The 21,098-nt window shown below is 66.9% G+C and carries 17 protein-coding genes, 1 tRNA gene and 2 pseudogenes; 17 read left to right on the forward strand and 3 right to left on the reverse strand.

Annotated features, from left to right (window positions below):
* Positions 1-678 precede the first annotated feature (678 nt).
* Positions 679-1,410 (reverse strand): FadR/GntR family transcriptional regulator, encoded by a 732-nt coding sequence (locus ACWDUA_RS12025; RefSeq protein ID WP_449751232.1) that lies wholly within the window; start codon positions 1,408-1,410, stop codon positions 679-681.
* A gap of 125 nt (positions 1,411-1,535) precedes the next feature.
* Here ACWDUA_RS12025 and ACWDUA_RS12030 point away from each other — a divergent pair, with 125 nt between their 5' ends.
* The 15 genes from ACWDUA_RS12030 to ACWDUA_RS12100 all read left to right on the forward strand — a co-directional run bounded on the left by ACWDUA_RS12030 (position 1,536) and on the right by ACWDUA_RS12100 (position 18,016).
* Positions 1,536-2,042, forward strand: a complete 507-nt coding sequence (locus ACWDUA_RS12030; protein ID WP_449751233.1) for a gluconokinase — start codon at positions 1,536-1,538, stop codon at positions 2,040-2,042.
* Positions 2,039-3,463 (forward strand): GntP family permease, encoded by a 1,425-nt coding sequence (locus tag ACWDUA_RS12035; protein WP_449751234.1) that lies wholly within the window; start codon positions 2,039-2,041, stop codon positions 3,461-3,463. The genes ACWDUA_RS12030 and ACWDUA_RS12035 overlap by 4 nt, the downstream gene beginning before the upstream one ends.
* Positions 3,464-3,618: 155 nt before the next feature.
* Positions 3,619-4,896 (forward strand): lipase family protein, encoded by a 1,278-nt coding sequence (locus ACWDUA_RS12040; protein WP_449751257.1) that lies wholly within the window; start codon positions 3,619-3,621, stop codon positions 4,894-4,896.
* Positions 4,897-5,047: 151 nt separating this feature from the next.
* A complete protein-coding gene (locus tag ACWDUA_RS12045; protein ID WP_449751258.1) occupies positions 5,048-6,445 on the forward strand; it encodes a hypothetical protein in 1,398 nt (465 codons plus the stop codon).
* Positions 6,442-7,110 (forward strand): hypothetical protein, encoded by a 669-nt coding sequence (locus ACWDUA_RS12050; protein ID WP_449751235.1) that lies wholly within the window; start codon positions 6,442-6,444, stop codon positions 7,108-7,110. The genes ACWDUA_RS12045 and ACWDUA_RS12050 overlap by 4 nt, the downstream gene beginning before the upstream one ends.
* Before the next feature lie 60 nt (positions 7,111-7,170).
* Positions 7,171-7,593 carry a Fur family transcriptional regulator gene (locus ACWDUA_RS12055; RefSeq protein WP_449751236.1) on the forward strand — a complete coding sequence of 141 codons (423 nt, stop codon included), beginning with the start codon at positions 7,171-7,173 and terminating at the stop codon, positions 7,591-7,593.
* Positions 7,594-7,734: 141 nt separating this feature from the next.
* Complete coding sequence (locus ACWDUA_RS12060; protein WP_449751237.1) at positions 7,735-8,166, forward strand: organic hydroperoxide resistance protein; 432 nt, start codon at positions 7,735-7,737, stop codon at positions 8,164-8,166.
* 289 nt (positions 8,167-8,455) lie between these two features.
* Entirely contained in the window at positions 8,456-8,953 is a 498-nt protein-coding gene (locus tag ACWDUA_RS12065) for a hypothetical protein (RefSeq protein ID WP_449751238.1), read from the forward strand.
* Between the two features lie 476 nt (positions 8,954-9,429).
* Positions 9,430-10,188 (forward strand): ATP-binding cassette domain-containing protein, encoded by a 759-nt coding sequence (locus tag ACWDUA_RS12070; RefSeq protein WP_449751259.1) that lies wholly within the window; start codon positions 9,430-9,432, stop codon positions 10,186-10,188.
* Between the two features lie 4 nt (positions 10,189-10,192).
* Positions 10,193-12,154 (forward strand): YhgE/Pip family protein, encoded by a 1,962-nt coding sequence (locus tag ACWDUA_RS12075; RefSeq protein ID WP_449751239.1) that lies wholly within the window; start codon positions 10,193-10,195, stop codon positions 12,152-12,154.
* A gap of 81 nt (positions 12,155-12,235) precedes the next feature.
* Positions 12,236-13,639, forward strand: coding sequence for a glutamate decarboxylase (locus ACWDUA_RS12080; protein WP_449751240.1), 1,404 nt, complete (start codon positions 12,236-12,238; stop codon positions 13,637-13,639).
* A gap of 115 nt (positions 13,640-13,754) precedes the next feature.
* Positions 13,755-14,438, forward strand: a complete 684-nt coding sequence (locus ACWDUA_RS12085) for a hypothetical protein (protein ID WP_449751241.1) — start codon at positions 13,755-13,757, stop codon at positions 14,436-14,438.
* A gap of 7 nt (positions 14,439-14,445) precedes the next feature.
* Positions 14,446-15,504, forward strand: coding sequence for a helix-turn-helix domain-containing protein (locus ACWDUA_RS12090; protein WP_449751242.1), 1,059 nt, complete (start codon positions 14,446-14,448; stop codon positions 15,502-15,504).
* A complete protein-coding gene (locus tag ACWDUA_RS12095) occupies positions 15,501-16,595 on the forward strand; it encodes a helix-turn-helix domain-containing protein (RefSeq protein WP_449751243.1) in 1,095 nt (364 codons plus the stop codon). Before ACWDUA_RS12090 ends, ACWDUA_RS12095 begins: the two co-directional genes overlap by 4 nt.
* 11 nt (positions 16,596-16,606) lie before the next feature.
* Positions 16,607-18,016: a M20/M25/M40 family metallo-hydrolase gene (locus ACWDUA_RS12100; RefSeq protein WP_449751244.1), complete on the forward strand. Its 1,410-nt coding sequence runs from the start codon at positions 16,607-16,609 to the stop codon at positions 18,014-18,016.
* Positions 18,017-18,109: 93 nt separating this feature from the next.
* Here ACWDUA_RS12100 and ACWDUA_RS12105 read toward each other — a convergent pair whose 3' ends face one another.
* Positions 18,110-18,535 carry a DUF7144 family membrane protein gene (locus tag ACWDUA_RS12105; RefSeq protein ID WP_449751245.1) on the reverse strand — a complete coding sequence of 142 codons (426 nt, stop codon included), beginning with the start codon at positions 18,533-18,535 and terminating at the stop codon, positions 18,110-18,112.
* Positions 18,536-18,720: 185 nt separating this feature from the next.
* Here ACWDUA_RS12105 and ACWDUA_RS12110 point away from each other — a divergent pair.
* Positions 18,721-18,794, forward strand: a tRNA-Pro gene (locus tag ACWDUA_RS12110).
* A 503-nt stretch (positions 18,795-19,297) separates the two neighbouring features.
* On the opposite strand, the pseudogene ACWDUA_RS12115 reads toward ACWDUA_RS12110, so the two are convergent.
* Positions 19,298-19,538: pseudogene (locus tag ACWDUA_RS12115) on the reverse strand (transposase); the annotation flags it as partial.
* Between the two features lie 5 nt (positions 19,539-19,543).
* On the opposite strand from ACWDUA_RS12115, the pseudogene ACWDUA_RS12120 reads away from it, so the two are divergent.
* Positions 19,544-20,664, forward strand: a pseudogene (locus ACWDUA_RS12120) (IS256 family transposase); the annotation flags it as partial.
* Positions 20,665-21,098: the final 434 nt, after the last annotated feature.

The raw sequence follows: 21,098 nt of genomic DNA on the forward strand, positions 1-21,098 counted from the left end.
TGTCGGCCGATCTCGTCAACGCGACCACTGTGGCGGTGGTCACGTATCCGACGTGGGCTGCGGGGATTTCGACTCGGGTCCTCGCTTCGCTCGGTCCCGGCTCAATCACCGTTTGGGGGTCCTCGCGCTGCTCGGTCCCGGCTCAATCGGCAACGGGCGGTTGGTGGTTGAGCCGATGAGGAGCGGAGCGACGAGTCGTGTCGAAACCTCTGTCGGCCGATCTCGTCAACGCGACCACTGTGGTGGTGGTCACGTATCCGACGTAGGGTGCGGGGATTTCGACTCGGGTCCTCGCTTCGCTCGGTCCCGGCTCAATCACCGTTTGGGGGTCCTTGCGCTGCTCGGTCCCGGCTCAATCGGCAACGGGCGGTTGGTGGTTGAGCTGAGGAGGAGCGGAGCGACGAGGCGTGTCGAAACCTCTGTCGGCCGGGCTCGTCAACGCGACCACTTTGGTGGTGGTCACGTATCCGACGTAGGGTGCGGGGATTTCGACTTGGGTCCTCGCTTCGCTCGGTCCCGGCTCAATCACCGTTTGGGGGTCCTCGCTTCGCTCGGTCCCGGCTCAATCACCGTTTGGGGGTCCTTGCGCTGCTCGGTCCCGGCTCAATCACCGTTTGGGGGTCCTTGCGCTGCTCGGTCCCGGCTCAATCAGCACCGGTGGCGATGCGTGGTCGCTGCTCAATCATCTACTGTCCGGTGGTCGGCGGTGGGGTCGTCGTGGACAGCCTGTGCGGCCTCGTCGACGATCGCGCGCATCGCTGTCTCGGCGGCCTCGGGATCGCCGAGGCGAATGGCGCGGGCGACATCGTCGTGGAGCGCGATCGCGACCGGATTCGGGGTCTCGGGCATCATCCCGTGGTGTGTACGTCCGGCGAGGACCTCGTCGACCACACCGGTCAGGGCGCGGAACATCTCGTTTCCGCCGGCCGCCAACAGCGTTTGGTGAAAGACCTTGTCGGCCAGAAGGTATGACTGCTGATCGCCGGTGCGGGCGGCGATCGCCATATCCGACGCCGCGGCGGCGAGGACCCGACAATGATGGTCGTCGGCGCGTTCGGCGGCCAGCGCTGCGGCCGCGGGCTCCACGCCCCGCCGCAACTCCGACAACGTCACCAGGAACTCGGCGCGCCCGTCGCCGTCGAGGCGCCACCGGATCAGCCGTGGATCGAAGACGTTCCACCGCGTGGCCGGTTGCACGGTGATCCCCACGCGACGGCGTGAGGTGACCAGCCCCATCGACTCCAGCACCCGGATGGCCTCCCGTGCCAGGGTGCGGGACACCGCGTACTCCGAACAGATCCCGTCAAGGGTCAGTACATCTCCCTCGGTGAGGGCACCGGTCGCGATGCGGGTGCCGACTGCGGTGAGCACGTGGTCGTGCAAGGCTCCGGGGCTGGTGTCCTGGGTCACCTTTTCATCTTCTCATTGCCGACCGGAGAGAGGTAAAGACATACGTTCCTCGCTAATTTACTTGCAATAGTCATACGTTTGAGTCAAGATATGTGACCACGAGCACATCGACGTGAGGAGTGGTGATGAGCGGACCAGTGGTGGTCATGGGGGTGTCGGGGAGCGGGAAGTCCACGGTCGGCGCGGCACTGGCACAGCGGCTACGCGTGCCCTTCGCCGACGCCGACGACTTCCACTCGCCGGCCAACATCGCCAAGATGAGCGCCGGTGAACCGCTCACCGACGCCGACCGGGCACCCTGGCTCGACGACATCGGCACCTGGCTGGCCGGGCACCCGGCAGGTGGGGTGATGAGCTGCTCGGCGCTGCGTCACGTCTACCGTGACCGCCTGCGCGCGGCGTGCCCCGACGTCGTCTTCGTCCACCTCACCGGCACGCTCGAGGTGATCTCGGCGCGTCAGGCGACCCGGCCCGGGCACTTCATGCCGACGTCGCTGCTCGCCTCGCAGTTCGACACCCTCGAAGGCCTCGGCCCGGACGAACGCGGCGTGGTGGTCGACGTCGACCGCGACGTCGACGCCATCGTCGAACGCGTCGTCACCGCACCCGAGATCGCCGGAGGAGACCGATGAACCACACTGCTGCTCTGCTCGCCGCCGGCGCCGACCTACCCGAACCCGTTGCCTCCGGCTGGCACCTCGTGCTCGCCGCACTCGCCGGTATCGCCGTGATCGTCCTCCTGATCACGTGGGTCAAGATCCATCCCTTCCTCGCCCTCATCCTCGGCGCGGCAACCGTGGGAATCATTGCCGGGGAATCGGTTCCGACCGTGCTCGACTCGTTCACCAAGGGCTTCGGGGCGACTGCGGCGGGTGTGGGCATCCTGATCGCGCTCGGCGCGATGTTCGCCAAGCTGCTCGCCGACTCCGGCGGTGCCGACGAGATCGTCGACACCATCGTCGGACATGCGAGTCCGAGGATGTTGCCGTGGGCGATGGCGCTGGTCGGCGCGGTGATCGGGCTGCCGATGTTCTTCGAGATCGGTCTGGTGCTGCTGATGCCGGTCATCTACCTGGTGTCGCGGCGGTCGGGGATCGGCCTGATCCCGATCGGCATCCCGGCGCTGGCCGGGCTGTCGGCGATGCACGGCTTCGTACCCCCGCACCCCGGCCCGCTGGTCGCGATCGATGCCCTCGGCGCCGACCTCGGCCTCACTCTGGCCCTCGGTGTGGCCGTGGCGATCCCGACGATCATCGTCGCCGGGCCGCTGTTCGGGTCGCTCGCCGGACGGTGGGTCGTCGTCGACGCCCCGCACACCTTCGACGCCGACCCCGGCACCGCCGGTTCCGGAACGCCTCGACCGGCCGACGACGACAAGCCACGCCGCCGACCGGGTTTCGGGATCACCCTGGCCAGCATCCTGCTGCCGGTGGTGCTGATGCTGGGCAAGGCGCTCGCGGAGATCTTCCTCGACGACGGACAGTGGCTGCGCGAGATCCTCGACATCCTCGGTACCCCGCTCATCGCGCTGCTGATCGCGGTGCTCGTCGCGATGGTCACCCTCGGCCGTGGTTCCGGCATGGGCCGCGACGAGATCTCGTCCTGTGTGGGGTCGGCGCTGCCCGCGATCGCGGCGATCCTGCTGATCGTCTCCGCGGGAGGCGGCTTCAAACAGGTCCTCGTCGACACCGGTATCGGCACCCAGCTCGCCGACTGGGCATCGGCCGCCAACATCTCGGCGATCCTGCTCGGGTGGGTGCTCGCGGCCCTGATCCGCGTCGCGACCGGCTCGGCGACGGTTGCCACCATCACCGCGTCGTCGTTGATGCTCGGCCTGGTCGACGGCCTGGGGTCCACCCAGATCTCGCTCGTCGTCCTGGCGATCGGAGCCGGTTCGGTCTTCCTCTCGCACGTCAACGACGCCGGATTCTGGCTGGTCAAGGAGTACTTCGGGATGACGGTCGGCCAGACCTTCAAGACCTGGTCGGCGATGGAGACGATCCTCTCGGTGACCGGTCTGATCGTGGTGTCGGCGATCGGTGTGTTCGTCTGAGGCGGTTCCCCGGTCGCGTGATCGTGCGCCGCGTCATCGAGAACGATGCATCTGACACGATGACGCGGTAGAAGCGACCCTCGTCACACACCCCGACCCTACTGTGCGGTAGGTTACGGTCCATGACGAAGTTTCGGGGGAACTCCTCTTCACGCATGGCCCGGTCACGCCGGGGTGGGTCGGGCACCTGGACCCGACGCTGGGCGGCGGTGCTCACCGCAGGCGCGGTGGTCGGGACCGGCCTGACGGCGGCCGCCGGGCAGGCCCAGGCGGCCGATTTCTACACACCGCCCGCGTCGTTCGACCCGACGCCCGGATCGATCATCCGGAGCCAGCCGTCGCCGCTGCTGCTGCAGATCCCCGGGGTGCCGAACCAGTGGCCGGGGACCGCCACCCGGATCATGTACACCTCGACCTACCAGGACGGATCGCCCGCCGCGGTGACCGGCACCGTCATCGAACCGACGGCCCCGTGGCGCGGTCGCGGGCCGCGGCCCACCGTGGTGATCGGCCCCGGCACCGTCGGCCAGGGTGATCAGTGCGCCGGCTCCAAGATGATGGCGCTGCCCATGGCCGTCGACGTCACCAAACCCAGCATCGCGGTCAACTACACCGCTCCCGACATGTACCTGCTGCTGCTCAACGGGGTGCGGGTGACCATCACCGACTACATCGGCATGGGCACCCCCGGCGTCCACACCTACGTCAACCGCGCCGAGTCCGGCCACGCGATGCTCGACGCCGCCCGCGCCGCACTCCGGGTGTCGGGCGCACCGGGCGACGCGCCGGTGGCGTTCTCCGGCTACTCGCAGGGCGGCGGGGCGGCGGCGTCGGCGGCCGAGCTCGCCGGGACCTACGCCGAGGACCTGAATGTCAAGGCCACCTACGCGGGGGCACCGCCGGCCGACCTGGCCAAGGTGATCGACCAGATCGACGGCACGGCGATCTCCGGCGGCATCGGGTATGCGATCAACGGTCTCGAGGCCCGTTATCCGATCGTGGAGGACGTCGTGCAACGCGAGACCAACGCCACGGGCAAGAATGCGCTCGAGCGTCTGTCCACCCAGTGCATCGGCGACACCGCCCTGGGTTTCGGATTCCAGCGAACCGATTCCTGGACACGGACCGGACAACCGCTCTCGTCGGTGATCAAGGCGCATCCGGAGGTGCAGCAGGTGGTCGGCGACCAGCGGATCGGGCGGCTCAAGCCCAACGCCCCGGTGTTGCTGGAGGGTGGCGTCGCCGACGACGTGATCCCATATGGCCAGGTCGTTCAGCTCTACCGGGACTGGAAGGCACAGGGCGCCGACGTCCGGCTGATCACCAACACCATTCCGCCGATCTTCCCCGGCCTGGTGGTCAACCACGCGCTGCCGATGCTCACCACGCTGCTACCGGCGACGAACTTCTTGCTGACCGAACTGGATCGCTGATACTGGGGACATGATGCGGTGGCGGTCGGGGACCGGACGACGTGAGCGGGAATCGTTGCGACGGAAGGTCCACGGGCGAAGCCTGTTCGGGCCCAAGGGCCTGACGGTCGTGGCCGCGGTGATCGCGGCGGCCGCGATCTCCGCCACGGTGATGACCCCGGCGCCCGCCGGTGCCGCGCCCACCACCGCCCCCGCCGACCCGGGCGCCCCGATCCTGGGGCCGGTGGGCACCTCGCTCATGCACGGCGACCTCGCATCCACCGACTCCACCCCGAACCCGGGACCCGGACCCCGGGCCCGGGTCCGGGGTTCGTCGGTTCCGGGCGGGGCCTGCGCGGCGACCTTCATCGGCAGCGACGGCATGCCGGTGTCGTTGTGCACCGAGTTCATCGGCGACCCACGGACCGGTGGCTTCGCGGTGCCGTCGGTGGTGTTGTTCGACCCACGTACCGCAGCGCCGGTCGCGAGCGTCGGCCTCCGCAAGGGCGGTCTGCTCGGCGGGGTCTACGGCTACCTCGACGGCGGGAACCGGGTGGTGGTGGCAGATGGGTCGAATTCGATTCTGTTCGTGGGACATCGACGTACCGCGCACGGGTACCGGGTGTCGGTCGACGATCGGGTGGACGTATCGGCGCACATCCCGGCCGGCGACGCCGTCACCGGACTGGCCCCGGACCGACAGGGCCGCATCTGGTTTGCCACCACACGTGGGGTGATCGGGGTCGTCGGTGCCGACCGCCGCATCCGGTCGACGCACCTGCCGGCAGGCGAACAGCTGGGCAACGGCCTCAGTGTGCGGCCCGGGGGAGTGTCGGTGCTCACCACGCACGCCCTCTACGAGATGTGGACGCAGGCCGATGGAACCCCGAAGGTGCTGTGGCGCAAGATCTATGATCGCGGTCCGGCTCGGCGTCCGGGGCAGCTCACCTGGGGGTCGGGTACCACGCCCACTTACTTCGGTCCGGGCGGTGACGGATGGGTGGCGATCGTCGACAATGCCGACCCCAGGCCCTCGCTGCTCGTGCGCGAGAGCGACACGGGCCGATTGGTGTGCCGGATGCCCGCCTTCGGCACCTCCGGCCAGGGCACCGAGAACTCGCCGATGGCCTGGGGCGACTCGCTGGTGATCCCGAGCACCTACGGCTATCAGTACCCGCCGATGGCCGTGACCGGACCGGCGCAACCGTCGAACGCCGGGTTCACCGGCGGGTCCACCCGCATCGACGTGAGTCCCACCGGGTGCCGGCGGGTGTGGGAGAACGGCGACCGGTTCGCGTCGTTGCCGCGTCTGTCCCGCGCCGACGGACTGATCCACGGACTCGGCTACGGGCCGTACGTGCCGGGCGCGATCCAGCAGGCCGGACCGGTGTACTACCTGGCCACCGACTTCGCGACCGGACGCCGGGTGGTGAGTCGCCAGGTGGGGGTCGCGCCCGCCGACGAACCGCTCGAGCTGACCGGGACCATCGCCGCCGACGGCACCCTGTGGCAGGCGACGATCGGACGGATGCTCGCCATCGGCGGCGACGGGAGGACAATGCAGTCATGACCGACCCCACCGATCCCGCCGATCGGTCAGACCCGGAGCGCATCCCCACCCAGGCGGAGCTGGATGCGGAGGACCTCGCGCAACTGCGACGCCGCTCCCGGGACGCCGACGAGGCGAATCTGTACCCGGGTCGGCCCACCGACCCGGGTCCGGCGCCGGTGGCGCTCGTGGTGCACGCCCGGATCGCCTGGTGGGGGTCGACGATCGCCGGTCTGATGGTGTGGGTCTACGGGATCGTCGACCGGTCCACGATCGGCGATCTGTTGCGCTCGCGCATGCTCACCGATGCGGTCTCGGCCCCGAACGGCCAGCCCACCGGCGATCAGATCGACACCTACGCCGACGTCCTGCCGATCATCGCGCTGGTGATCATGGTGCTGCTGCCGATCGGGGAGTACCTGTTCCTGGTGGCCGCGGCCACCCGTCACAGTCGCAACTGCCGCAACGTCTTCCTGACGATCGTGGTGGTGCACCTGCTGTGCATCCCGGTCGGGATCGACCTGTTCTTCGGCTACCCGGGGCTGTGGTCGGGGGCGGTGGTGCTCGGCTGGCTGCAGTTCGCGCTGCTGATCGTGGCCGGGGTCATGACGTTGCGCCGCGTCGTCGACCGCTGGCTGCCGGAATCCACCCGGATGCGACCGTCGCGGATGTTGCGCGCACGCTGACGGCTGTGCCCCAGCCCACTCCAGACTGGACTGGTTCCGGAAAGGATTATGGTGGAGTGCATGCAAGGCGAGCTCGACTTCCGGCAACAACTCCGTGCGGCGGGTCTGCGGGTCACCGCACCCCGGCTCGCGGTGCTCGAGGTCTTGCAGGAACATCCCCACGCCACCGCCGACATCGTCGCCACCGGAGTTCGCCGACGTCTGGGCGGTGTATCCACCCAGACCGTCTACGACGTACTGCACGCCTGCGCCGAACACGGTCTGCTCCGACGGATCGAACCGGCCGGCTCGCCCGTCCGCTACGAGGCCCGGACCGACGACAACCACCATCACCTGGTGTGCCGTTCCTGCGGTCAGATCGTCGACATCGATTGCGTCGTCGGACAGGCGCCCTGCCTCGACCCCGATGACGACCACGGCTATCTGGTCGACGAGGCAGAGGTGACGTTCTGGGGACTGTGCCCGGACTGTCGCGACTCCTGACCGGATGCGCACTCGGTCTCCCGGGTGGGCTGCCTTTCCTCCGACGACGGTGTGTTCGGTCCGATCGATCTGACACGATCGAGGGTGGCGCCGTCACTCGCACTCGCCCGTCGGCGCCCGACTATCCGATTGGGAGTGAACATGGCAATCGAACCGGCATACCGTGTCTGGTCCAAGGCAAGCGGTGGCGGTCGCGACGGAGAAGTGGTGTCCGAGAGCGGCCGGATCGACCTGGAACTGCGTCCGCCCGCGGCATTGGGTGGCAGTGGTGAGGGCAGCAATCCCGAGGAACTGTTCTCGGCGGGTTACTCGGCATGTTTCCTCGGCGCGCTGCGCGCGACCTCCAAGCAGGCCGGCTCGCCGGTGCCCGACGACTCGACGGTGACCGTCACGGTCGGGATCGGCAAGGATCCCGCCGACGGCGGCTTCGGGCTGGTGGTCGAGATCGAGACCTACATCCCGGGGGTCGACGAGGCCAAGGCCAGAGAACTGGCCGAGGGTGCCCACGCCTTCTGTCCGTATTCCAAGGCCACGCGTGGCAACATCGACCACACGCTGACCGTGCGCGTCTGAGGCCGTATCTCGCCTTCCTGGCGGCGTCCTCCCTGGCAGTGTCCTTCCTGGCAGCGGCCTCCCGCGCAGTGGCCCTGCCAGGGAGGACGAGGACCCGGTCGTCGGCGGCCGGGTCCTCGATACGCCGGACGCATGCGGTGGCCGGTCCCGGGCGCGGCCCGGTTCGATCTGTGTTCGCGGCCGGGAGCTCGGTCCGGGTCCTCGCCCCACCGCGGTCGCCCGGACGTCTCCGAAACGCGCGGGGTGATGTGCCTCATAGTCGACCCGGACCTCGCGGTAGCGTGGCCGTGTGGATTCTGGGTATGCGCTCGCGAGTGTGGGGTTCGTGGTCGTCGTGGGGGTCGTCGCCTACGCGTACGTGGCAGGGAGGGACACGCAACGGCTGCGTCAGGGAGTGCTGCTGTCACGCGACCTCCGTGAGATCGCCCGTGACGACGCCGTACGGCTCGCCGCCGTCGACGAATTCGAGACCACGCTGTATCAGCGACTGTTCTTCGCCTCCACCGTCTCACCGCGCCTGCGGAGCGCCGCGTGGGCGCTCATGGCCGCGGTGATCGGTGCCATCGGTGCGCTGGTCACGCGTGGGGACGGGATGGTACTGGCCGCCGTGCACGGCACCTCGCTGGTGCTCGCGGCCCTGTTCGGTCTGGCGGCGCTGTTCTTCGGGATCATGGCCGCATTCCATGCCGCCACGACGCCGCGGGTGTCGTTCGCCGAGTCGTATGCGACGGCGGCGAGCACTCCGGCCGACGAGCCGGCCTCGTCACGGGACCCGGACGAGGACTGAAGCCCGAGCGCCGTGTCCGCGGTGGGAGATCGATCCCGCGCACTGTGCGATCTGTGACGTGAAGCCGCTGGATTTGTGTCACGCTTCGCGGGGGCTCTTCGCGAATCGGCTGCCGTGAACGGCTCGATTGCTGTCGATCGTTTCACCGTGTCTCATGTTTGGTGGTAGCGTGCTCAGATTTGCATTCATGGTGGCCTGGGAGGTCCATCCGGTGCGGCCTTTCAGAGCTCCGCTCCAACCTGCGGAAATCCCACTGTGCGGCGCCGTCGGCAGTCCGGATCGTCGGGACCGGCGGCTGTTCTCGGCCGGGTGACATTGTCCGCAATGGGTGACTTTGGTCCGGTGGTGGAAGGCCTCGCGCTGGGATTAGATGGCCGTGGTGGTCCTTGCGTGAGGCCTCGGCTGTTCGTGGCGCCGATCGAACGGCTCACCGGGGACATCCTGCGCCCGCATGAGAAAGGTATGACGTCGTGACATTGCCCGACGGAGGTGACGCCGCGGTCACCGCGCCGATCGCTCCCATCGCCGGCGGCGGGGACGACACCCCACTGCTGGTTGCCGACAACATCGAGGTCAGTGCTTCCTGGGGCCACATCTACGGTCCGGTCTCGTTCTCGGTCCGACCGGGCGGCGTGACCGTTCTCGTGGGTTCGGGTGGCCGCGGTCGTACGGCACTGCTGCTCACCCTCGCCGGCCGGATGAAGCCGTCGAAGGGGCACCTGCACTCGTTCGGGCACACCAACAACGCACAGCACCTGTTCAAACAGGCCGCCATCGCCTACATCGACGAGGTCGACGAGATCGAGCAGACGATCCGGGTCCGTGACGTCGTCACCGAGACCATCCGGTGGGCAGCCCCCTGGTACAAGTGGGTCGCCCCGGCCAAGCAGGACGACCTCGAACGGATCTGCCGTCCGGTGTTCGGTCCCTACTCCCTGCCCACGCTCGAGGCCTACGTCGAAGAGCTGCCCGAGCTGACCGCCGCGTTGTTCCGGATCGCGGTGGCCAACGTACGCAAGCCGCCGCTGCTGGTGGTCGGCGGTGTGGATCGTCTGGCCCGTGTCGACAGCGCGCACAAGCTGATGGCCCGCCTGGTGGACCTCGGCCAGGAGCAGACCGTCATCACCGCCGACGTCAACGGGGGATTCCCGGACCTCGCGCTCCGAGACGTGATCACGGTCGACAACCTGACCGACAACGAATTCGTGAAACTCGAACAAGAAGATCGGAACTGACCAGATGCTCGCCGCTTTCTCTCCGGGTAGCGATTTCAAGAGGTACTACCGGGGGCGGATGCCCCGGCTCGCGCTCATCGTCATCATCCTGATGCCGCTGATGTACGGCGCGCTGTACCTGTGGGCGTTCTGGAATCCGTTCGACGCCGTCAACAAGCTGCCGGTTGCGCTCGTCAACTCCGACCGCGGTGCCACCATCGACGGCAAGGAACTCAAGGCCGGTGACCAGGTGGTCTCGGGGCTGGTCGACTCCAAGCAGCTCGACCTCCAGCTGGTGTCCGAGGACGAGGCCGCGAAGGGCGTCTCCGATGGCAAGTACTACTTCTCGATCACCCTGCCGGAGGACTTCAGCGAGTCGCTGACCTCGGCGACCACCGACGACCCGCACTCGGCACAGCTGATCTTCACCTACAACGACGCCACCAACTACCTCTCCACCGTGATGGGGCAGGACGCGGCGCTGCAGGTCATCGAGCAGGTCGGCGCGCAGGTCGGCCAGCAGACCTTCGATGTGGTGCTCAACGAGGCTACCGCCCTGACACCCAAGCTCAAGCAGGTGCAGTCCGGCGTCAACCAGCTCAACAGCGGCATGAAGACCGCCAACAGCGGCGCGCATGAGCTGGCCACCAACCTGGTCACCGCCAAGGACGGAGCCGCCCAGCTCGCCGGCGCCCTCGGCGAGCTCGACGGGGTGGTCGACAAGGCCACCACCCCGCTGCTCAACGCGCTCGGCCAGGACCAGACGGGGATCACCGCCGCGGAGCTCGCCGCCACGGCCGATCGCCTGGCCACCAACACCGGCACGGTCAGCACCCAGCTGAACCAGGCCGCGAACGGTCAGTCGCAGGCCTATGAGGTGGTCTCGACGGCGCTCGCCCAGCTACAGCGCAGCGCCGACCCCAACATGCGCGCACTGGCGCAGACCCTCTCGCCGGTGAAGACCTTTCTCGGCACCCAGGGGCTCGGTCCGAATGCGAGCAACCAGATCAGCCAGGTCCGCTCCGACACGAACATGCTCGCCGAACAGCTGTCCAACCCGAACAGTCCGCTGCGGACGGTGCTCGCACTGTCGGAGAACGGCGGACTGCGCAACGACATTCAGAGCCTGCGTACCGCCGCGGGGGAACTGAGCTCGGGTGCCGACCAGTTGAGCACCGGTCTCGGTGAACTCAGCGCGGGTGCCGACGAACTCGCCGGCGGCACCACCCAGCTGGCGGCCGGGACCGAGCAACTCGCCACCGGCGTCGACGAAGGCGTCAAGATGATCCCGCACTGGTCGGATCAGCAGAAGGCCGCCCTGGCCAAGACCCTCGGTCAGCCGGTCGCACTGCAGGAGAACACCCTGAACGAGGCCAAGACCTTCGGTACCGGCTTCGCCCCGTTCTTCTTCGGACTCGCGCTGTTCGTCGGCAGCATCATCGCGTGGATGCTGTTCAAGCCGCTGCAGGCACGCCCGATCGCCCAGGGCCTGAATTCCTTCCGCGTGGTGTTGGCCTCGTATGCGCCGACCTTCGCGGTGGGTGTCCTGCAGGCGACGATCCTCTACCTCGTCACCGTGTTCGCAATCGGACTCAAACCAGTCCATCCGTGGGCCACATACGGTTTCATGTTGTTGATGGTCGCCATGTTCATGGCGATGATCCAGATGTTCGACGCCGTCTTCGACATAGCCGTGGGTCGCGTGGTGACCCTGGCCTTCCTGATGGTGATGCTGACCTCCGCGGGCGGCATCTATCCGGTTCCCACCACCACCAAACCGTTCCAGTACATCCACTGGGTCGACCCGATGACCTACACCGTCACCGGACTGCGGCAACTCACCGTCGGCGGTGTGGACCAGCGGTTCTGGATCGCGCTCGCCGTGGTGGTCGCCCTGATGTTCGTGTTCCTCGCGATCACGACCCTCGCGGCCCGACGAAACCGGCAGTACAACATGGATCGTCTGTACCCACCTGTCGAGGTCTAGGAGGTCTCCGGACTGCACTGATCCGACTACGAGTTGCCCTGACACCCCGTCGATTTCGTATCACTCACTCAAGGAGCAGCCTTGTCCAAGCACACCAATGCGCGCGCGACCACCAACTCCACCGAGTCGCACATCATCAACCCGGTCTTCGTCCGACCGGGCGAGGCGACCGAGTTCCCGAAGTTCACCATCCCCGACGGCCTGAGCCTGCCGGAGACCGCATACCAGATCGTCCATGACGAGGCGATGCTGGACGGGAACGCGCGGCTCAATCTCGCCACCTTCGTCTCCACCTGGATGGACGACGAGGCGAAGAAGCTGTACTCCGAGACCTACGACAAGAACATGATCGACAAGGACGAGTACCCGCAGACCGCGGCGATCGAGGACCGGTGCTGGAAGATCATCGCCGATCTGTGGCACGTCCCGGACGTCTCGAAGTCGATCGGTACCTCGACCATCGGGTCGTCGGAGGCCGCGATGCTCGGCGGTCTGGCGCTCAAGCGTCACTGGCAGGCCCGCCGCAAGGCGGAGGGCAAGTCGATCGAGAAGCCGAACCTGGTGCTGTCCACGGCGGTCCAGGTGTGCTGGGAGAAGTTCCTCAACTACTTCGAGGTCGAGCCCCGCTGGGTGCCGGTCTCCGAGGAGCACCCCGTCTTCGACGGCTACGAGCTCGAGAAGTACGTCGACGAGAACACCATCGGCGTGGTCGCGATCGTCGGTGTCACCTACAACGGCCTGTACGAGCCGGTCAAGGAGATCGCGGCCAAGCTCGACGAGATCCAGGAGTCGACCGGCCTCGACATCAAGATCCACGTCGACGGTGCCTCCGGTGCCATGGTCGCCCCGTTCTGCCAGCCCGAGCTGGAGTGGGACTTCCGCGTGGAGCGCGTGGTGTCGATCAACACCTCCGGTCACAAGTACGGCCTGGTGTTCCCGGGTCTGGGCTGGATCATCTGGCGTGACACCGAGGCCCTGCCGGAGAGCATGGTCTTCCACTGCAGCTACCTCGGTGGCGACATGCCCACCCTGGCCCTGAACTTCTCGCGTCCCGGCGCACAGGTTCTGTTGCAGTACTACAACTTCCTGCGTCTGGGCCGTGAGGGCTACCGCCAGATCCAGCAGGGGTCGATCGACGTCGCGACCTACCTGTCGGGTCAGATCGAGAAGCTCGGCCCGTTCGAGCTGGTCAGCCGAGGCGACACCATCCCGGTGTTCGCGTGGCGACTCAAGGAGGGCTACACCGACAAGTGGAACCTGTTCGACCTGTCGGATCGCCTGCGCCTCAAGGGCTGGCTGGTCCCGGCCTACCCGAACGCCGAGGGCCTGGAGAACCAGACCCTGCAGCGCGTCGTCGTCCGGGCGGGCCTGAGCCACGACCTGGCCACCGCCCTGCTCCGTGACATCGAGAGCGAGATCGCGTTCCTCGACGCACTCGAGACGCCGATGCCGCGTGAGGGCACCGGGTCGCACTTCCATCACTGAGCGTCGTTGCCGGCACGGACGGGCGGACTCGCCCGTCCGTGCCGGGTTTTCGCGCAGATGACCGATTCCTCTGGATTCCCCGCGGATACGCGCTGATGCACGACAGGATCCTGTGATGACCTCTGTGACCGCCCAGACCCCGGCGGCTGCCACTCCCCGCTGGAAGGTGCTGCTCCTCGCCCCGACACTGACCAAACAGTGCTGGGGCTTCATGATCGGCTCGGCGTTGTTCGCACTGGGCTCGGCACCCTGGATCGGTCAGTGGATGGGGGCGTCGAACGCCAACCTCTGCTACTTCGTCGGCGCCTGGTTCTTCACCTATGCGGGCATGATCCAGCTGATCAACAGCGGTGCGGTGAGCGTCGCGGTCGACTATGCGCCAGGCCGCATGGTGCGGGCCGAGTGGCTCGCCGCCTCCACCCAGTCGTTCGGCACCATCCTGTTCAACGTCTCCACCACCTCGGCCCTGGCCGCGCACACGCTCCCCGCCGAGAAGCATCTCGTGTGGTCCCCGGACGCCGGCGGGTCGGTGGCCTTCCTCATTTCCGGCGTCATGGTCCTGGTGGCCTACTCGCACACCGCGAAGGCATGGGATCCGGGCCGGATCGGGTGGTGGTCGGGCGTCATCAACTTCCTCGGATGCGTGGCCTTCGGTGTGTCGGCGGTCGGCGCATACATCACCCCCAACGGCAACACCATCGACAACACCCTCGCCAACACCGGCACCTTCATCGGTGCCCTGTGCTTCCTGGTGGCCTCGCTCGTGGTCCTGCCCCAGTGGACGCGCTCGACACACTGATCCGGCCATGTCCACTTCGCAGCGACTGTCGCCGGACCGGATCCGCGACTGGCAGACCCAGATCGGGGCCCTGGACCCGATCGGCGACAACTCGACGCGGCTGTTCCGGCGCACCGGGGCCGACGGGTTGGCGAACTATCTCCCCGCGGTGGAGATGGTGGTCGATGATCCGACGGGGTTCGACGAGGTGGCCTATTGGCGTCCGCTCTCGGATCTGCTCGTCTACGTGCTGATCCGGACACCGTGCACGATGCGACGAGACCCGGCGCTCATCGACGAGTATCCCTCGCAGTACGCCATCGTCGGAACCCAGACATTCGCCGGCGGCGGGCTGCTGCGCCAGGCCGGGCAGGAACTGCAGTATCGGCACCCCAACCACCTGCTGGTGCTCAACAACAGTGAGCCGTATGAGCACACTGCATATTCTGTCGCCGATCTGGCCGGGCTGTGGATTCCGCTGGAGCTGTTGGGGCGCGACACCACCGCGGGTCAGGCGGCACTGGCGCCGGTGGTCGCCGACACCCCCCTCGCCCGCGCCGCCGCGGCGTTCGTCCGCAACTTCGCCTACGACGTCGCGGTGCGTGGCGCCGATGTCGACCCGGACACCGAGCTGGCCGCCATCGACCTGGTCCGGGCGGCGGTGGGGCAGCGCCAGGCCGTCGACACCTTCGCCGACCTGCAGAACCGTCCGGTGTTCGTTCGGGAGGCCACCCGAACCCTGATCGAGCAGAACTTCCGCGATCCGGCCTTCGGGGCCGAGTCCATCGCCAAGGCGCTGCACATGAGTCGCCGGCATCTGTACCGGCATTTCGCCGACATCGACGAGACGCCGGCCACGATGATCGCCACCCGACGTCTGGAGCGTGCTCGAGAGTTGTTGTCGCACTGGGAGAATGCTGGGCTCGAGGCGATCGCTGCGGCGAGTGGGTTCACGTCCGCGGCAACCCTGCGCAATCGATTCCGGGCGGAGTACGACATGACGCCGAACGAGTATCGGCGTGACACGCTCGGTGGCGCGGCGCAGCCGGGATCGCCGCCCGGCGACACCGTCGGGGGCGCCCGATGATCTCCCAGCACCAGGGCCTCGATCCGCTTCTGGTGGCCCGTTGGCGTCGCGAGATCGGGCTGACCATGTCCAAGGGTCTCGACGACGTCACCCACCTGCGCGGTCGCAACGGGATGGCGGCAGAGCGTCGTTGGCGATTCGACTGCTGGGACCCGGCGACCTTCGAGGCGTGGATGTACCACCGTGAGCTGTCGCTGATGCAGTGCCTGTGCGGGCTCTACACGGCGTGCAGTGTGGTCCGGGAGACCGAACACATCGCCCGCAACGGGAAGCCCGGCGTCTACGTGTTCGTCCGCAGCATCCCCGGCGGGTTCGTCGCGCGGCAGGGGCACAACGAGAACACCTACACCGCAGGGCAACTCGTCGCGGCTCGGACCGACATGCCGCTCACCCTCAGCCTGCCGACCGCGGGTGATCTGACCGGCGTGGTCATCCCGTTCGACCTGCTGGGGGGTGATGTCGGCGGAAGTCGCTGGAACGGTGGCGTTCTCGCTGCCGACAACCTCCTGGGGCGAGCGACCTCCCAGTTCATCCGCCGGCTCTGCTACACCGCGGTGACCGATCCGGCGTCGGTGGACACCGAGTTCGAGGAAGCCGGGCTCAACCTGATCCGCAACCTGCTCGGCAACGTCGGCCACGACATGGACCGTGGGCGCGACAATGCGCTGTCGGTGCGGCTGGCCACCCGTGAACTCATCGAGGAGAACTTCGCCGATCCCACGTTCTCCGCGGACTCGATCGCCCGCGACCTGCACATCAGCCGACGGCACCTGTACCGCCAGTTCTCCGGTGCCGGAGACTCGGTGGCCGCGATGATCACCTCCCGGCGACTCGACCAGGCGCGAGAGTTGCTCGCGCGGGCCGGGATGATCACGCTCGAGGAAGTCGCACGACTGTCGGGATTCAGTTCCGTTGCCACCATGCGCAATCGGTTCCGGGGCCGATTCGGACTGACCCCGAGCGAGTTCCGGGAGCAGTCCCGTGCGGGCGGGGTCGGCAGCCCGCCGGGCCTGTCGCGATTGCCGGAACCGCCGCGACCGGTGCTCGACCCGCTCGCCGATCTCGACGACGGTCCGGGCGTGATGCCCTGACACCTGCGAGGATGGGACGGATACCAGGAGGCGATGTGAGCGAGCAGAACACCGACCGGACCGATGTCGACGGCATCCGTGCACGGGTACAGGAGCTGATGCCCAGGGCCAGGCAGGATCTGGCCGAGATGGTGGCCTTCGGGTCGGTCTACGACCCCGCCCAGCCGCCCCCGCCGGACTGTGCGGAGTTGGTCACGTGGTTGCAGACGGCGTTCACCGAGATCGGGGTGCGTGACGTCGCGGCCCATGTGACCGCCGACGGTTCACAGGCGGTCACCGGGCACATCCCCGGACCGCCCGGCGCCCCGACCGTCCTGCTCTACTTTCATCACGATGTACAGCCCGCCCTCGACCCGGCCCTGTGGGACTCGCCGGCCTGGACCCTGACCGAACGCGACGGCCGCTGGTACGGGCGCGGCGCGGCGGACTGCAAGGGAAACATCGCCGTTCACCTGACGGCCCTGCGAGCGCTGGCCGGGGATCCGCCGGTGACCATCAAGATCATCGGCGAGGGGTCGGAGGAGCAGGGCTCCGGCGGCCTCGAGGACTTCGTGCCGAAGCACCCGGACCTGCTGGCCGCCGACGCGATCCTGATCCTGGACTCGGGCAACATCGAGGTGGGCCGGCCCACCCTCACGACCAGTCTGCGCGGTATCGCCAACGTCGTCGTCGGTGTGGAAACCCTGAGTTCGGCAATGCACTCCGGCATGTTCGGTGGTGCGGCGCCGGACGCCCTCGCGGCGCTCATCGCGATGCTCGCGACGCTGCGCGACGAGGACGGCAACACCACCGTCCGCGGACTCGACGCCGACCAGGAATGGGATGGCATCGACTATCCCGAATCACAGTTCCGCAGTGATGCAACGGTTCTCGACGGGGTCGGGGTGCTGGGTACCGGGAAGATCGCGGAGATGGTGTGGGCGCGGCCGGCTGCCACCGTGCTCGGCATCGACTGCCCGCCGGTTGTCGGGTCGTCGGCGGCGGTGCAGGCGAGCGCGCGGGCCCGGATCAACCTACGGGTGCCGCCTGGCATGGATCCGCAAGCAGCGCAGGACGCGCTGATCGCCCACCTGAGAGAGGTGGCGCCCTGGAATGTGCGGGTCTCGGTCGAACGGGAGGCGATCGGTGCGCCGTTCTCCGGTTCCACGTCGGGCCCCGCATTCGATGCGCTCATCCGCTCGCTGAGCGCCGCATACGGCCGGGACGTGGAGCAGCAGGGGCAGGGCGGGTCGATCCCGTTGTGCACGGTGCTCGCCGAGACCTTCCCCGACGCCGAGATCATGCTGTTCGGTGTGGAGGAGCCACGCTGCCTGATCCACGCCCCCAACGAGAGCGTGGACCCGACCGAGATCGAGAACATGGCGGTCGCCGAGGCACTGTTCCTGCACGACTTCGCGAAGAGCGCCGCGGCCTCGGACTGAGCTTGCACGAGCAACGTTTCATACGACTCGGGCCGGAAGCGATCGGTGATCGCTTCCGGCCCGGCGTTTTTCACGTTCTGGACGTCAGTGCCCTCACAGGCCGTCGGCGCGCGGCTTCCAGCTGGCCACCGCCCAGATGACGATCACGTCGAGAATGATGATGATGATCGCCCACACCGGGTAGTACGGCAGCCACAGGAACTGCGCGATGATCGACAGCGACGCGATCAGGATGGCCGCGACGCGGCCCCAGTCGCTGCCCACCACCAGGCCACCGGCGACGATCACCGCGATGATGCCGAGCACGATGTGGATCCAGCCCCACGAGGTGAGGTTGAACTTGAAGATGTAGTCGTTGGTGAAGACCAGCAGGTTGTCCTGGTTGACCGCCGAGATCCCCTGGAAGACGGCGACGATGCCGGCGACGAAGAGCAGGGCAGCGGCCACGATCGAGATGCCGACCGCGAAGCCTTCCTTGGTCGCGGAGTTGATCTCTCTGTCTGTGTTGGACTCACTCATGAAACGTCCTTTCGCTGTGCACGCGCGGGTGCTGTCCGAATTGATCGTAGTAAAGGCGGAGGATTCACCGAAGTGATCTGAGGGCATATCGCCCAACTCGGCACAAAACTGTCGCAAAGTGTCGCCTGACCAGGCGATTTAATAGTTTGAGTCGGTAGGGGGTAACCTAGTCGAGGTTCCACACACGGGGTGTGGCGCAGCTTGGTAGCGCGCTTCGTTCGGGACGAAGAGGTCGTGGGTTCGAATCCCGCCACCCCGACGCAAGGTTGAGATTGCAGAAGAGGCCCTGGCCGGAGAAATCCGGGTCAGGGCTTCCTCGTTTCCGCCGAAGGTCACGTTGCTGACCGGGTCCGCGTCCGCAGCAGATCGACGAGCAGTGTCCAGAGTTTCGGCCACGCGTTCGAGATCATCCTGAAACAGACCCGCGGCCGTGTCGAGTGTCAGCGCTGCGGACCTGATTTCCCGGCATCGTCCGAACGGCCTTCACGTTTGCTCCGACGCTGATGGGGCCCGGAACGCCGCGATGTGTCTCAGATCACGGATCGTGGCCTTCGGGAGTTGTCGGTCACGTCCGAGCGGTCTCGGAGCGTGGAGTGGCAGTGCTGCTGGTCGAGCACAGTCTGACCCTGGTCATGCGTGTATAGGTGACCTGCCACTCGTCGTGCTACTCGATCGCCACAGCGGTCGCCACACGGAGAAACGCTGCCGGGTTGGGAAGGTCTCCACGACGTCGGCTCGCCGTTTGATGTCCGTACACCTCGGTACACCACACCACTTCGGCGTCTCGGTCTTGAGGCTCGCGAGGAACCAGCGCCAGAGCTCGAACGACTCACTATCACCGACCGCGGTACCGAGGACCTCGCAGGTACCGTCGATCGACACCCCGGTCGCCACCACAAGCGCCTGGGAGACGACGTGCGCACCCACCTTCACCCGTGCAGTAGGTCGCATCGAGGAAAACGTACGGGAACGTGGTGTGGGTCAGAGTCCACTCCCGGAAACGAGCCCCAGCTCGACGAGAACGGGCACCGCCTCGTGGTGCGCAATGGACACCACCACGAGCGAGAGGTGATGACCGCTGCCGGTGCGCTCACGGTGAAAGCCCCACGGGTCAACGACAAACGCACTAGCCCCGAAATGGTTGAACATCAGAAGTTTTCGTCGAAGATCCTGCCAGCGTGGGCGCGCAAGAGCCTGGAGATTTCCGCGGTGCTGCCACCGTTGTATCTTCGTGGACTGTACTCGGGCGATTGTGGGCCCGCGCCCGAACAGTTCCTGGGTTCGGGTGCCGGACTCTCAACGGCCACGATCAGCCGGCTCACTGCCCAGTGGCAGAAACAGACCACCGCATTCGCCGACCAAGCCATCACTGCTGACTACGTCTACATGTGGGTCGATGGCATCCATCTCAAGGTACGGCTCGAGCAGGAGAGACTGTGTCTGCCGGTGATGATCGGAGTGCGTGCGGACGGCCGCAAGGAGTTGATCGCACTCGCTGACGGGTACCGCGAATCGAGTGAGTCGGGGCTGATCTGCTGCGGTCGTGCAAACGTCGTGGGATGGCCGCGCCGAACCCGGCGCTCGGGGATGGTGCGCTGGGGTTCTGGGCGGCGGTCCGCGAGGTCTTCCCGGAGGCCCGTGAGAAACGCTGCTGGTTTCACAAACAAGCCAATGCACTTGCTGCGCAACCGAAATCGGCGCACCCGAATGCGATCAAAGCGATGCAGGAAATCTGCAACGCCGAAGCCGAAGACCATGCCCGCACGGCCGCGAAACAGTTCGAACAGGCATACGGGGCAAGGTATCCGAAAGCGGTCGCCAAGATCATCGACGATCTTGACGTGTTGCTGCAGCTCTACCGGTACTCGGCCGCGCACTTGATGCATCTGCGGTCCACCAACCCGATCGAGTCACCTTCGCCACGGCCCGGTTGTGCACCAAAGGACCAGGATCACGCGCCGCGGGTCTCGCGATGGCCTACAAGCTGATCGAAGCCGCCCAATCGACATGGCGTGCGGTCAACCACACCACACCTCGTCAAATTCGTGCGAGAAGGCGCCACCTTCGAGAAGGGGAAGCTGGTCGAACCAGACGGCAAGTCGGCCGATCACGATGCGGCCACCGCCTGAAACCACCTCATCCACAGGTCTTGACAGTATCTCGACTCTGGCGGCGATGCGGTAGCCGGCGGAAGGGGAGCGCGCTCCTGGGCGTGGACGGCGGTATGGGTGATCGTGAGGCCGGGTTCGATGGTGCGACCAATCGTGTCAGCAAGAGCACTACGCCGAGTCATGGTTTCTGTGGATGTGCGTGGCGGTTGTGTTGAGTCTTTGTTCTTTCAGGGGCCGCGAGCGTCAGGTGGGCTCGAGCCCTGAAATCTGAGCTCTTTCTTGTGGTCGATAGAATCTGTTTCACGAACCGTCAATCAGGACGACCGCAAAAGGTGCCACCCACTCTCGATCTCGAGGTGATCCACCCCGGCGTTTCCGGAGAGCTCAGGTTGTGAGTGCCTCCTCCGGATTGAGGGTGCGCATGCGATCGTAATGGAGTCGCTCGGCGTGGT

The sequence above is a fragment of the Gordonia sp. NPDC003376 genome (assembly GCF_053589235.1).